The 14,285-nt window shown below is 60.0% G+C and carries 9 protein-coding genes; 6 read left to right on the top strand and 3 right to left on the bottom strand.

The annotated features are described in order from the left end of the window. The first annotated feature begins 793 nt into the window (after positions 1-793). The 3 genes from ACIQTW_RS20625 (at position 794) to ACIQTW_RS20615 (ending at position 7,551) form a co-directional block, all read left to right on the top strand. Positions 794-1,564, top strand: coding sequence for a ParA family protein (locus ACIQTW_RS20625; RefSeq protein WP_193594585.1), 771 nt, complete (start codon positions 794-796; stop codon positions 1,562-1,564). A gap of 573 nt (positions 1,565-2,137) precedes the next feature. After that, a complete protein-coding gene (locus ACIQTW_RS20620; RefSeq protein ID WP_402941004.1) occupies positions 2,138-2,494 on the top strand; it encodes a TnpV protein in 357 nt (118 codons plus the stop codon). 329 nt (positions 2,495-2,823) lie between these two features. Continuing rightward, on the top strand, positions 2,824-7,551 hold the full coding sequence (locus ACIQTW_RS20615; RefSeq protein WP_402941070.1) for a helicase-related protein: 4,728 nt from the start codon (positions 2,824-2,826) through the stop codon (positions 7,549-7,551). A 96-nt stretch (positions 7,552-7,647) separates the two neighbouring features. On the opposite strand, the gene ACIQTW_RS20610 is transcribed toward ACIQTW_RS20615, so the two are convergent. Together ACIQTW_RS20610 and ACIQTW_RS20605 are read right to left on the bottom strand one after the other, a co-directional pair. After that, the gene (locus tag ACIQTW_RS20610; RefSeq protein WP_402941002.1) at positions 7,648-7,863 is read right to left on the bottom strand and encodes a hypothetical protein; all 216 of its coding nucleotides are present in this window, start codon (positions 7,861-7,863) and stop codon (positions 7,648-7,650) included. A gap of 199 nt (positions 7,864-8,062) precedes the next feature. Then, positions 8,063-8,518, bottom strand: coding sequence for a VOC family protein (locus tag ACIQTW_RS20605; protein ID WP_402940999.1), 456 nt, complete (start codon positions 8,516-8,518; stop codon positions 8,063-8,065). Between the two features lie 105 nt (positions 8,519-8,623). Between ACIQTW_RS20605 and ACIQTW_RS20600 the strand changes: the two genes are divergently transcribed. Beyond that, entirely contained in the window at positions 8,624-9,610 is a 987-nt protein-coding gene (locus tag ACIQTW_RS20600; protein WP_402940996.1) for a helix-turn-helix transcriptional regulator, read from the top strand. An 85-nt stretch (positions 9,611-9,695) separates the two neighbouring features. Further along, positions 9,696-10,196 (top strand): hypothetical protein, encoded by a 501-nt coding sequence (locus ACIQTW_RS20595; protein ID WP_402940993.1) that lies wholly within the window; start codon positions 9,696-9,698, stop codon positions 10,194-10,196. Between the two features lie 339 nt (positions 10,197-10,535). On the opposite strand, the gene ACIQTW_RS20590 is transcribed toward ACIQTW_RS20595, so the two are convergent. Beyond that, positions 10,536-13,361, bottom strand: a complete 2,826-nt coding sequence (locus tag ACIQTW_RS20590; RefSeq protein WP_402940990.1) for an NACHT domain-containing protein — start codon at positions 13,359-13,361, stop codon at positions 10,536-10,538. Between the two features lie 511 nt (positions 13,362-13,872). Between ACIQTW_RS20590 and ACIQTW_RS20585 the strand changes: the two genes are divergently transcribed. Continuing rightward, positions 13,873-14,163 carry a hypothetical protein gene (locus ACIQTW_RS20585; RefSeq protein WP_402940987.1) on the top strand — a complete coding sequence of 97 codons (291 nt, stop codon included), beginning with the start codon at positions 13,873-13,875 and terminating at the stop codon, positions 14,161-14,163. Positions 14,164-14,285: the final 122 nt, after the last annotated feature.

Below are 14,285 nucleotides of genomic sequence, written 5' to 3'. Positions count from 1 at the left end.
CCCCAAGGACGCGCTGCCACTGTCTACCAGTCCAGCCGCATTCGCAGCTACCTTGCCAACCTGCGGCTGCACTTTCCATCACCAGCTCATAGCCTGGCCTTTGCGGGTCTCGTTTGTGTTGGCCAGTGATTCCTTGGACGCTGATCGTCCCGTCATGTTGGTGGCTGGATCCCAGCCGACCATCACTCAAAAGGACCCCAAGTCGTCCGCAGTGGAATCCGTCTCCTAGATCCCATTCCATGCGGCGTCCTATCTGTCAGGTTTTGTTGACGATCCCCCACTCTACGGGTTGCAGGCGCTAGTGGCTTGTGCCGGATTATGTCGTGCTGCTGTTCGTGCGCTCAGGAACTGGGGGACTGAGGCCTCGTGACCTTGAGATGCCACCTAGGAACCCATAATAGTTTTCAGGCTATAATTAAATAATTATGTCATGACAGAAAGATTGATTGATACATGTCGATTCTCTGTCACTCGTCATTGACTCCCCGGTTCTTGCCCGCAGGAGTCCCGGGCATGGGTTTCCAGTTCCGGGACAGGTCTTGATGGGTTGAACTTTTCACTCGCCCAGGACGCCCGGTGCAGGCCCTGACTTCAGCCTCACGACCCCCCCCTCGGGCCTTGGTCTGCCAGGCGACCCATGGCGACCCTTAAATAATTAAATCATGACAGAAAGATTGTTGGGTGTATTGATGGATTGCGGGATATATTGATTGCTTGATATATTGATGGCTGGATTGAATGACTGATGTATTGATGGATCTCCATCAATACCGGCGCGTCTCGGAGGACCGGTATGAAAGTTACGGCTATAGGTAACCGCAAGGGCGGTGTGGGCAAGACGTCAGTGACACTCGGCTTGGCTACCGGCCTGCGTCTAATTGGAAAGCGCGTGTTGGTCATCGATCTCGACCCTCAATCCAATGTAACGGAAGCCCTTGAAGGGGCTGGGGAGTTTGACGTCTTCGACGTGCTGTACGGGGGAGAGGCTGGCACCCTCGGGCAGGCCATCACTCAAAGCACATGGCCGGGCATTGATCTGATCCCGAGTTCTGAGTCCCTGGCGAGACTTGAATCGGAAGCTCTGCTAACGCCCGAGATGCGACTCAAGACGGCAGCGTACGGAGCTGACGAGCTTCAACAATACGACCACATCCTCATAGATCTTCCACCAGCCCTTGGGCGACTGACGTTGAACGGACTCATTTGGGCTGACCGTGTACTTGCCGTCACTGAACCAGCGGCCTTCTCTGTGAAGGGCGTGACGGAGTTCCTCGACACGGTGAAGAAGGTCAGGTCGCTTCCGCACTTGAATCCCCAGCTGGAATTTTTGGGCATCATCATCAATAAGACGAGTTCACCCCTCACGTCCGAACACTCCTTCCAAATCGGAGAGCTAGAGAGCACTTACGGCACCGACGTAAGAGAGCCTCATCTTCCTCTCCGAACGGCGATGCAGGACTCCGTCAGTACACGCTCGCCGCTCACGAAGCTCGCCGGCCGGGGCGCCGCAATCATGACTGAAAAATTTGTTGCGCATGCGCGCTACTTGGATGGGGTGAACTAATTATGGCCTTGGAACGCAAATCGTCGATTCGCAAAGCACCGGTCGCCGACGTTGTGGATGTCCTGACTTCTGCGGAGAAACGAACCGAAACAGTGGAACAGGGGGAGGCTTCTCAGGCCACCGTTGGGCAAGGAAACATCCAGATGGAGTCGGCCCACACTGATCTCGAACCAAGGCGTCCTGGCCCTGGACGGCCGAGAGGTAAGCGCCGGATGGAACCCTTCTCATCGAAGATAGAGATTAGTCTTCGAGACGAATTGGACGCCTATTCGACGAAGTACGGAATCACTATTACGGATCTGCTTGACGAGGCCTTGCGAGAGAGGCTTCGTCGCTAATAAATCTATCTGGACATAATTATTCTTACTTGGGCTGAGTTGAAGTCTTCCGCTGGCAAACTGAGCGCAACCGAGCAAAGGTTCCCTGTGACAGGCATTGTATGGGAATTCCCGCTAGCGTGAGCTTCGATGCAGAAGAGGCACCAGGGGGAGTAGTCCATGGCGGGACGCAAGAAACAAATTGATGGACAACTGAGCTTGGAGGCTCTGTGGGCGGCACCGGAGGAGGACCGTGATGAACAAGTACGGCAGGCAGGCACAGGAAGCCTGGAAGACAGCCAGCCCAACTCGTTACAGCCAGATTCAGAACCCGGACGAGTTCTTCACGAACCTGGGGGAACAGGCCCAGGAACAAGTGGACGAACTGCAGGTCAAGATCGCGGGACCGGACCCGAAAGGGGAGGGGTACCTGGAGAAGGTCGGACGGTTGAACGCAGCACGGAACCAAGCCGAGGAGATCGTCCGGTACGACCTCCTTTCGCCGCCGGGGACGGAGGGCGAGGACGAAGAGGACGAGTACGTGAATCCGAGTATTCAGGCGTACCTGGATTCGATGAGGGAAGTGGACAAGCTCCGCGAACAGCTCTACTAGCCGATGAAGCGGGCAGGTTCCGCCCGACGTCTCAGGAGGATCTGGCGCCGTCCGGTGCGCGGAGTCGTATCCGGGCGAACCTTGAAGCCCTCGAGGTGCTACAGGCCCTGCAGGCCGAGAACCGGGCCGCCACGGACGCCGAAAAGGCTTCGCTTGCACGGTGGGGGAGTTGGGGAGCGCAAGGTGTCTTCCAAATCTTCGATGAAAGCCGTGAGGAATACGCCGGGGACCGTGAGCACCTGCGCAGCCTCCTGAGCGAGGCACAGTACGACGCTGCCCGCCGCACCACAATCAACGCCCACTACACCGACGCCGCCTACGTGCAGGCCATGTGGACAGCGGTGCAGGAACTCGGATTCGACGGGGGCGCCGTCCTGGAACCGGGATCCGGCGTCGGGACCTTCATCGGGTTCGCACCGGAGAGCGCCGAGATGACCGGTGTCGAGCTGGACCCGACTACCGCAGCCATCTCCCAGGCCCTCTACCCCGAAGCCACGGTCCGGGCGGAATCTTTCGCGGACACCAAACTGCCCACAGGCCACTTCGACCTGGCCATCGGCAACGTCCCCTTCGCCAACGTCACGCTCCACGATCCCCGCCACAACGCCGGCGGCCACTCAATCCACAACCACTTCATCCTCAAATCCCTGGAACTGACCCGCCCGGGCGGTATGGTGGCTGTGCTGACGTCCAGCTTCACCCTGGACGGCACCAACCCGGCAGCCCGCCGGGAAATGAACCAGCTGGCCGACCTCGTCGGAGCCGTCCGCCTGCCGACCGGCTCGCACCGCAAAGCAGCCGGCACCGACGCCATGACCGACTTGCTGATCTTCCGCCGCAGGGAATCCGGACAGGAACCGGCCTCCACACTCTGGGAGACCGTCAGCGCCCGCCGGATCGACGGGACCATCACCCGCCTGAACTCCTACTTCGATGAGCACCCCGAACGTTTGCTGGGGGAGCTGCACGTGGCCCACGGCATGTACGGGGCCGAAACCTTACAACTGACCACTGATGACCTCTCCGCCGTCCCGGACCGCCTGGAAACGGCGCTGGCCGACGTCGTGGCCGAAGCCAGGTCCGCCGGACTCGTCATCACGCCACGCACAGCAGAACAGGAACGCCAGCGCGCCGCCTACGTCCCGGCAGCAGCCACCGAATGGGAAGGGCACATCAGCGCCACCGACAACGGCTTCACTGTCGTCGAAAACGGCTCCCACACCGATCTCGCCGTTCCCAAAACCCAAGCCGCCGAACTACGCGCCCTGCTCGGCCTCAGGGACGCTGGCCGGAAGCTCCTCACCGCAGAAGCCGACAGCCGCGACGACACCGCCGACATCGACACGCTGCGCGACGAACTGAAAGCCGCGTACGGCCAGTACGTGGACACCTACGGTCCGATCAACCGCTTCACCCTCCGGGACACCGGGCGAGTGGACGAAGAGACGCAGGAGCCCATCCAGGCCCGCACCACGCCCAGAGCAGTGTCGATCCTCAGCCGTGACCCGTTCGGACCCCTGGTCAAGGCACTGGAGAACTTTGACGAAGCCACCCAAACCGCCACCCCGGCTGCCCTGCTGTCCAGCCGCCAGGTCCAGCCCCGCCGCCCCGTCCTGGGCGTCGACACCGCAGAAGAAGCCCTCACCGTCTCCCTCGATACCGTGGGTGAAGTTGACCTGGACTACGCCGCGTCCCTGCTGGGAATAAGCCCGGAAGAAACCCGTGCGGCCTTGGGGGAGAGCATCTACCAAGTCCCCGGCCCGGACGAGACCTTCCAGACCCGGGCGGAATACCTCTCCGGGAACGTCCGCGAAAAGCTTGAAATCGCCCAAGCCGCCGCGCTCACCGACGAACGGTTCAACGCCAACGTTCAAGCCCTTACCGAGGCCATTCCGGAACCGCTGCGCATGGACGAAGTAGAAGCGCGCCTCGGTGCCGTCTGGATCGATGCCGAAACCCACCAGGAGTTCGTCCGCGAAATCCTCAACGACCCCTACGCCACCGTCTCCAACGCAGCCGGGTCCATGTGGGACGTCAAAGCCAACCGCCACACCCTCGCTGCCACCAGCAACTGGGGCACCCAGCGGATGCCCGCCTCCGAAATCCTCAAACAAGTCCTCGAACAAAGGCCGGTGCGCGTCACCGACGAAAACGAAGACAAACGCCGGATCCTGAACCCCACCGAAACCGCAGCAGCGCAGGAAAAAGCCCAGCTGCTGCAGGAACGGTTCAGCGAATGGGCGTGGGAGGAACCCGAACGGGCCAACCGGCTCATCGACGAATACAACCGCCGCTTCAACTCCATCGTGCTCCGGGACTACAACATCGAAGGGGAGCGGCTGACCCTGCCCGGCATGGCCAAGGACTTCTCCCCACGCCCACATCAGCGTGCGGCCGTCGCTCGGATGCTCTCCGAACCAGCAGTCGGGCTGTTCCATCAGGTCGGTGCCGGAAAGACCGCAGAGATGGTCATGGGCGTGATGGAGCTACGCCGACTGGGCATGGTCAACAAGCCCGCCGTCATCGTCCCGAACCACATGCTCGAACAATTCGCCCGGGAATGGCTGCAGATCTACCCGCAGGCGCGCATCCTCGCCGCCTCATCGGCTGACCTCGCCGGCGACAAACGCCGGCAGTTCGTTGCCCGTGCGGCAGCAAACCAGTGGGACGCCGTAATCATGACCCGCACCGCCTTCCAACGCGTCAGCCTCAGCCCGGAAGCCGAAGCCGCCTACATCAATGCTGAAGTCATTCAGATGCGAGCCGAGCTGGAGGCCGTCAAGAACAACGGCCAAGACAACGGCCGAGCCAACGCCAGCATCATCAAACGGCTGGAAAAGGCCGTCCTGGCCCAGGAAGAAACGCTGAAGGCCAAACTCGACACTCCCGCCGACCCCGGGATCAGCTTCGAGGAAACCGGCATCGACTACCTCGTCGTGGACGAGCTGCACGACTACAAGAACCTCCGGACACCGTCCAACATCCCGGGAGCGGCAATCCAGGGCTCCAACAGGGCGTCGGATCTGCACATGAAGACCGAGTTCCTGCGCGAACGCGAGGGGAGGCGCGTGATCACCGGTGCCACGGCAACACCGATCGCGAACTCCGTCACGGAAATGTACGTCATGCAGCGCTATCTGCGCCCGGACCTGCTCCAAGCAGCCGGAATCAAGGACTTCAACACCTGGGCCGCGACGTTCGGCCAGGTTGTCGAGGAAATGGAACTCTCCGTCGCCGGCGGTGACCGGTTCAAACTCAAGAGCCGGTTCGCGAAGTTCCAAAACGTCCCCGAACTGCTGAAGATGTTCCACACCTTCGCCGACGTTAAAACCGCCGAAGACCTCAAACTGCCCATCCCGGCTCTCGCCCCACGGGACGGAGACGGGCTGAGGCAGCCGAACATGCTCGCGGTCGAACCAAGCCCTGAACTGCGGGACTACATCCAGCACATCGGCGACCGCGTCGACGCCATCCAGGGCCGTCTCGTGCCCTCCGAGGAAGACAACATGCTCAAAGTCTCCTCAGACGGCCGCAAAGCCGCCTTGGACATGAGGCTCGTGGATCCCGCACTGTTCCAGCACGGACCCACAAAGATCAGCGCCACAGCTGACCTGCTGGCCAGCGTGTACGAAGAACACAAAGACCGCTTCTACACCGACCCTTCCACCGGGGAACGGGACACGGTGCCCGGTGCCTTGCAGCTGGTCTTCTGTGATTTCGGCACGCCGTCGGAGAAGTGGAACGTTTACGGCGAGCTCAAGGACCAGCTCCGCCGCCGGGGCGTGCCCGAACACATGGTCCGGTTCATCCACGAAGCCAAAAACGACAACGAGAAAGGCCGGCTGTTCGCGGCTGCCCGTTCCGGACAGATCGCCGTGCTCGTTGGATCAACATCGAAAATGGGTGTCGGCACGAACATTCAGAAACGTGCGGTGCACCTGGTGGACATGGACGCCCCATGGCGGCCGGCCGACGTCGAACAGCGCCACGGCCGCATCCTGCGCCAAGGCAACCAGAATCCCGAGGTCCGCATCTCCCAAGTGGTCACCAAGGAATCCTTTGACTCCTTCATGTGGCAGGGACTGGAACGGAAGTCCCGGTTCATCAACCAGATCATGCGCGGACGCCTCGACGTCCGGGAAATCGAAGACATCGGGGATAACACCCTGAACTTCGCCCAAGCCAAAGCCATCACCAGCGGCAACCCGCTGGTACTGGAAAAGGCTGTCGCGGACCAAGAGCTTGCCCGCCTGTCCCGCCTGGACAGGGCATACAACCGCAACCTCGTCGCGGTTAACCACAGCAAGCGCGGCGAGCAATCAGCAGCCGACGCAGCAGCCCAAGATTTACCGTTGATCAACGCCGCTGTGGCACGGACCGTGGACACCACCGCGGACGCTTTCAAAGCCACCATCGGCGGCCAAACCCTCGATAACAGGGCCGACGCTGCCGAAGCCCTCTGTGCATGGGCAGGACGACAAGGCCACCGGCTCATGAACCTCTACGGATACGACGAACTCGGCACCATCGCCACCCTCGGTGGCCATGAGCTGCGCGCCAAACTCGTTCCCGGGCGGGAACTGGACCATGCCACCGTTGAGGTCCGGATCGAGGGCGTACCCAGGGCCACTACGCAGATATCCCGCAGGGCCGTTCTGGCAGCTGACGTGGGCACCATCAGGCAACTCGAAAACAGGGTCTCCTCATTGCCACGGCTCGCCGCTGACGTCGAAGCACGACGACAGGAAGCACTCACCCGCGTCCAGCAAGCAGAGAAGGCACTGGCAGAACCTTTCAAGCACGCCGAGGCGCTCAAAGCCGCCCAGGCGAATTCGGCGCGCATTGACCAGCTCATGGCCGACGCCGCCAAACCAGAAGAACCATCACAGCCCCAAGCCGCTCCCGAGAGCGACCCACGCCTGGAGAAGATGCAACGCCTCATGAAGGCATCCTTCCCGCAACCACCCAGCACGGTGGCCACAGCAACAGTCGCCTCAACAGCCCAACAACGAACACCGGAACAAGGAAGGCAGCAAGACGCCGATTACGGGCGCTGACCACCACTAGAGCTGGGAATGCCCTGCACAGCGCACCGCCATGCAGGGCATTCCCGTCTACTGGAACCCGGGTCTAACGAGGTGCTGCCTTCGAGCTTAGAAGCGACGAACAACCTGGACGAGCTGCAACAGCTGGACGATCAAGGGGAGGCCCAGACCCAGGGCAGACACGGCCACGGCCGCCCACTTGCCCGCTCTGTTGAGTTCCCACGAAATCGTGGCGAACCGTTCATCAACAATGTCAACAAGTGTCAGATGAACGGTGGCCGGGATGCTCTGAACGTTGCTAACCGTGGGGTCGTCCAGGAACATTGTGATGCGTACTATGCGTGGATCGGTGTCCGGAACTCCTGCCTTACTGGCAAAACGGAGAGGGGAGTGGGCTGGGCGGGTCTTGGACGACGGCACCTACCGGGAATGGCCAGTCGCGAGGGCAACAGAGCGAATATGAACGATGAATCGCTCTATCGGGGGACTGCAGCGGCGGTACTGCGGTGGGTGCCGGGTGCGATCAGTAGGCGGTGACGCTGAGGCTCCAGGTGACGCCGAACTGGTCGGTGAGCATTCCGAAGCCGGCGCTCCAAGCGGAGGCGGCGAGGGGCTCGATGATCTTGGCGTCGGACGCTAGGCTGTCCCAGTAGCCCTGCAGCTCTTCGATGCTGTCGGAGCTGATGGAGACGAACAGGGCCTGCTCAGTGATCGTCGTGTGGTTCTCGCGGTGGGTCGCGCCGCCATTGGCGATACCGCCCTCGGTCTGGCCGGGGATGTCGTAGCCCATGATGCGGAAGCCGTTCTCGGCGGCTACGGCGCCGAAGACGACCTTGTCCGAGCCCGGGACGTCTGCGGGCATTCCGAAGTCGGCGTAGGTGTTGATCATGGTGTTGCCGCCGAAGACTGAGCCGTAGAACTCCAGCGCTGCGCGGGCGTCGCCGAGGAAGTTCAGGTGGGTGGTGGTCTGGATGCTCATTTGTTGCTCCTTAACGTTGGATACCGACCGAACCCGGCAGGTATGTTTCAGCCTTCCAGTCCAGTAGGTCAGATAGTGTCCTACTTTGGTCGTAGAGTTCGAGACATGACCACGCCGACGTCGCGACTCCTGAACTTGCTGTCTTTGCTGCAGACCCGGCGTGACTGGCCGGGCTCAGTGCTCGCTAAGCGGCTTGAGGTCAGCGACCGGACCGTGCGACGAGACATCGAGCGCCTCCGTGAGATGGGCTACTCGATTGACGCGACCATGGGAAGCGACGGCGGGTACCGGCTCGCAGCAGGCAGTGAACTGCCGCCGATGCTCTTCGACGACGATCAGATCGTGGCTATTGCTGTCGCGCTGCAGACCGCCACCGTCGCGGGGGCCGAAATCGGTGAGGGTGCCATCCGGGCCCTGGCAACGATGCGGCAGGTGATGCCCCCGCGTCTACGTCAACGCCTCAACGCGCTGGAGGTCACCGCGATCCGGCAGCGGCCAGGAGCAGGAATGCCCGACGCTATCTCCATGGAGGTGCTTCTGTCGGTGGCGGCTACGATCCGCGCCTGCGAGGTTCTCCGCTTCGACTACGCGCCGTGCACCGTGCCTCCAGAGGACCCATTTCACCCTCCTCGCCGGGTCGAGCCGCACCACCTCATCGCCGCGCAGGGCCGTTGGTACCTCCTCGCATGGGACCTCCAGCGAGACGACTGGCGCATGTTCAGTGCCGGCCGGATCACACCGCGTACCCCCACCGGTCCCCGATTCACCCCACGCGAGGTACCGGGAGGTGACGTGAACGAATTCGTCTCCGCCCGCTTCAAAGGTGCCAATGTCAATCAGTGGCCCTGCCGCGGCACCGTTATTCTTGACCTCCCCATCGAAGAAGTGCTGCCGTTCGCAGGCGACGGCACCGTCCGTCCCTACGGCGACGAGCGCTGCACGCTCGAGTCCGGATCGTGGTCGTGGGGCTCACTCGCAGCGTCATACGGCCGCTTCGAAGTGCCGATGGAGGTCCTCGATCCTCCTCAACTCGCCGAGGCATTCGCCGTACTCGCCAACCGTTACAGCAGCGCTGCCACCATGACCCAATGAGGTCTCACAAGCCCGCCCAGCCGTCCCGTCACAATCATCCGTCAGTCGGCCTTGAGGCACTCAAAACGACCGTAAAATCGGTGGTTTGAGGGCCGGAAAGGCCGGAGAATGCTTGATGTCGGGGGGAATTTTGGCAGTCAACAGCCACCAGGAACACGATGATGCGGTGCATGCCGAGCATGAAGCGGCTCTTGCCCGTGGGGAGCAACGGGTTTTGTACTTAACCAAGGATGGGATGCTGCACAGCTACACCAAAAAAGAGCTGGGCGGTCCACCTAACGGAAGTACACGCTGGTGGCAGAATCTGCCCGGGCTGCTGTTCCTGCTCCCAATGCTGTCCCTCGGCATATACGTATTCGTCACTAATCCAGTTGGCAAGCCGAGTGCGCAATGGGCAACCTTGTTCGGTGCAGTGTTGATGGCCCTCGGAGTCGTTTACCTCATCTGGGAAATGGTGGTTGTGTATCGCGGTCGGGAGGAACGTCTCCGGCGGGGATCGCCTGATCCACTTCGCATCTCCGGGGCCAAGACCAAGCTTCCCGAGTCGTATACGCAATTACAACCAGTTAGGAAGGGGCGATGGTGAACGATTCCTGATCCATGAGGGCATGTTTGGGTTGGGTCGTCCCGGACACACTGCGGCATCTCTCGGCGATATCGGTCAGAAACGACCGTTTCTGACCTGAGGTGAGCCCGAATACTGGGAACGGGGAGTGCACCCCAGCTTGTGCCAGTCAAAACTTGTTGCCGGTATCAAAGTTGGTCAAAAGTTGGGGTGCGTGATTTTGCTGGCTGGATGAGAATGGAAGCCAGCGTCTCGTGGAGCGCCGTCAAGAGCCAGCTTTGGCTCTCCAAACCGTTGGAGGGTTTGGTCCCCGGGTGTCAGGTTATTAGGGCGGACAGGAGCCTAGGACTTGAGTGCAGACTATGCATCACTGAGACTCAACTGAGGCTCGCATCCCACGATCTCTTGACCAATGGTTTGCGCGATCTGCTTGATGAACCAGTCGGCGGCTAGGGAGTCTTCGATCGGCAGCTTCTGGCAAGCGTCGTCCAACGCGCTGCAACTCTCATCGGAGTGGATCAGGCTAGACGCTACTTCCGGCGTCATTGGCTTTTCATTGAAGATAAATAGCTGACGAGTTGCCTTTGACCTGAGGAAGACGGCCGCCTCCTCTTGCAAAAAGTCTTTCACGATGACAGAAGCATCGGAACTTAGGTCAATGTCCCGGAGCGGGCCCTCCACCACCTGACGAAAGCCGACATTCTTCTCTCTGTCAAAGGGGTGCTCGCTAATCTGCGGCGATGATGTTCTGGCGTTGATTTTGGTCCGTATGTAGGTCGCAACTCCGCCTTTGTAGTGCTTGTTCCAAAAGATCATTACGCTCGTTGCCCGTCGGGCTCGGTGGCCGCCCACAGCTAGAGCCTCATTAAACTTCTCTTGGATCTTGCGTCGCAGAACGGGGTCCTGGTCCGCTGCCGCGTTGAGTAGCGGTATAAGATGCCGGCGAAGCAAGGGGCTGTCCAGAAGTTCCACGCAGTGAAGAAGGAGACGTCGCCTGATGCCAGGGGCGTCGATTGCGAAATTGTCTTCTATAAGATCCCCGCAGAGCATCGCGCCCGGTTGGGCGATTTGGCTTGCGACCGAATCGCTGTCACTTTCGAGGAGCAGGTCGACTAGGCGGTCTCGAATGTAGGTCCGCGTTTCGAAAACGTGAGCGGCAGCGAACAGCCAGGTGTTACGCCAATGGCTGCTCCGAGCCAGCGCCCTAAGTCTCATCAGCACTAATTCGTCGGTGCCCGTAGTGAGATACCGCGACGCCATGAACTCTTGGAAACTTCTGACCTCGAAGCCCCAATGATCGTTTGAGGATTCAACCAAGAGGACGAGTCGGTCTGTTGCCAGATCCACCAGCTGGGAACCGGTTTTCTCAGCCGCTGCAGGATCATACGTTTGGACTCTAACGAGATGATTGCTGGCGATTGATTTAAGATCATCGCGAGTTAGGTGGACGTCGGCTTGGCCCGACTTTTCGGACTCCAGGTGGAGGCGGATCCCGGCCGCGTCGTGGAGACCGTCGATATTTGCCTTATGTTGCTCCACCCGGGCCCCAACGCTTCCGAGCTTGTTGGATTCACGGCGGAAGACGGTCTCGTAGAACTCCGCAAATAGAGCTTGCCGCGTTCTAGGCAATCTAACGCGGTCTTCCAGCAGCGAAGCCATGATGCTCACTTGCAAAGGTGTTCCCATCAAGCTGGCGGTTGTTGATTCCCTTGATGCAAGTTCGAGACGTTCGTAGATCTCTAGGGCCCGAGCATCATCGCCGCGATTCCGGGACTGCAGAAGCTTTTGGCCGTAGGACAAAGCTTGCTCACGGTTGAGCTCGATGAGTTCGAGTTCCCTGGGTTCAAGGATGCTGAGATCCTGTTGATAACCTTGAGGCCGTGTTGTAGCCAGAATGCTGACGTCTGCCTTTTGCTGGGCGGCATCTGCAACAAACTCGCTAATCTTCTCGATCAGTGTGGTTCGCGTATGTGCGTCTGGGACTTCGTCGAGACCATCGAACACAACCATCCACGGCCACTGCCGAAGCCAGGTGTGGATTTGATGCTTCTGCAGGCTCTCGGGGCTTCGCTGGGTGATCTTCTCCGCAATGAAAGTCTGGATGGAGAAATCTTCTGCGCCGAGAATTCGTTCGCTGTATTCGCTTAGCTGAATGTATATGGGCCATCGCAGCATGCGAGGGAGCGGGACGCCGATAGAGGCTAAATGATCAAGGGTTTCGTTGAGGACCTGTTTGTGCTCAGGGGCAAGCAGATCGGAGCTGCCCTTCAAGTGAGCGGCCCTATAGGCTTGGCAAATCAGCTGCCCCACCGTGGACTTTCCCTGCCCTGGGCCACCGATGAGCACAGTACTGAATTGCCCTGTGTGGATGCTTTTGGGGCTGTCGCCGTCTTGAATTATCTGTTTGGCTACATCGAGTGTGAGTTCTTGTCCGTTCTCATCTTCTGGACGCGCCCGGTCGATTGCCGGTAGGTCTATGCCAATGTCAGCCAAGCGCTCACGATCTGGCCCACCGCCAGCACGAGTAAGTCTGAGGTGCCGATGAGCAACCAGTTCCTTGGTCACAAAGTTGTTGATGGTCTGGACTGCATCAGGGTTGTGGACTTTCAGGTCATCGATGAGCACGGCCAGCAGGTCGCCAACGACTAGCTGTCCAAGATGCCTTTGTCGAATGGCCGTGTGGTTATCCAAAAGCCGTGATACGTGTGAAGAGGGCCAGACAGCCCACCCCTTTAGTTTCATTGCGGTGGCATGCTTCTTCATCGCTTCAGACACGCGATCAATTCCTCCGCGGTCTTGGACAGCGGACAGCCGAACGTTGGTGATCACAAGGAAGTTCTCAGGCTTTGGCTTGCGATCCTTCTTTTCGCTTACCCAGTCGTTGACTTCCTTCTGGATAGTAGTGAGAAGCCAGTCCACATCAGATTTCACGTCGTCCAAGGCGTGCTTGTGTTTGGCCTGTACGACTGTGTAACCAGACCAGCCATCGGTCTCCCCAAGGACTTCGTCGCCTTCGCCGCGGGGGCCGTTAGGAGGTAGTGGTAGGCGTCCTGTGTAAGTCCACTCTCGTCCGCCGTCGGCGCCGACGCCGAAGGACTGTCCACCTGGGCCAAACTCAGCACTGCACAATGCCACTGCAATGTCTTCGAATTGGGTAGGGCCCATGCGCACCAGGTCGTATTCCATTTCTACAGGCTATGGCAGACTTTCCTATCCCCCGGATCCACGAGGTGCCCCGCACAAGTATTACTAGCGTTTTGGGGTTGTCGTCTTCAAGCACTCGGGCATGACGTCTCGGGGTGTCTCGAAAAGCTAAAGGTTTATGAGGCAGTGCTTCAGCTGCGGCCGGCACATCAGCTACTCAGGATTTCCGCGCACGGCGGGGTCTCGTTTAGTCGTCGCGCCGTGAAGCGTCTCAGTATCGGTGGGGGAGGGGGTTTCCGAGTGAGGGAACGTAAGGGGATCCCTAACCGGACAGTCGGATTGCCCAAGACGTCCTGCGGCCGTGACACGATGAGAGTCGGAGACTGCCCAAGCGGAAGCATTGCCTCCTACGGACCACTTGATATGGAGCTACGACTTGGTAAACACAGGATCCCGTCAGGATCTGATCAGTGGCCCAACCGCCTTTGAGCTTCAGCGATGGCGCTACCGTGCCACCGCCGTCCTAGCGACGATCGGCCTGGCAACGCTCTACATGAACAACGCAGGTGTCCCTCAATCCTTTTTCACCAATCTGATGGTGATCCTACTCTTCGTTAGTGGACTCGTTCTGGCCTTTCTTGTCGCTTGGGCGGGCCGGCGCGAAAGCGCCGAGCGGAAGGCTGGATATACGACTCTTCGTTTTGGCGACAAAAAGCTCATGCAACGCGACCCACACATGGGACGCATCATCCGACTCGCCGGCGCTGACTTCCTCGACCGGCAGCACTTCGCCGAGATTTTGGAGAAAACTAAAACAGAAGCGAACAAGCAGCAGGCCCACTAGGACCGCGCCCGTAGCCGGTCGCTCAGCGCCCATCCATGAAGGCGTATCCGGGACGCCGTCTGATGACGACCCCGGCATGTACGTAAGACCCGCACGGTGACAATGCACGATAGCGGGGGGAT

Origin of the sequence: Paenarthrobacter sp. NPDC090517, from assembly GCF_044769165.1 — a bacterium.
In the GTDB taxonomy this organism is placed as follows: Bacteria; Actinomycetota; Actinomycetes; order Actinomycetales; family Micrococcaceae; genus Arthrobacter.
The sequence above is the reverse complement of the archived record's forward strand: the minus strand, read 5'-3'. Positions and strand labels throughout refer to the sequence as shown.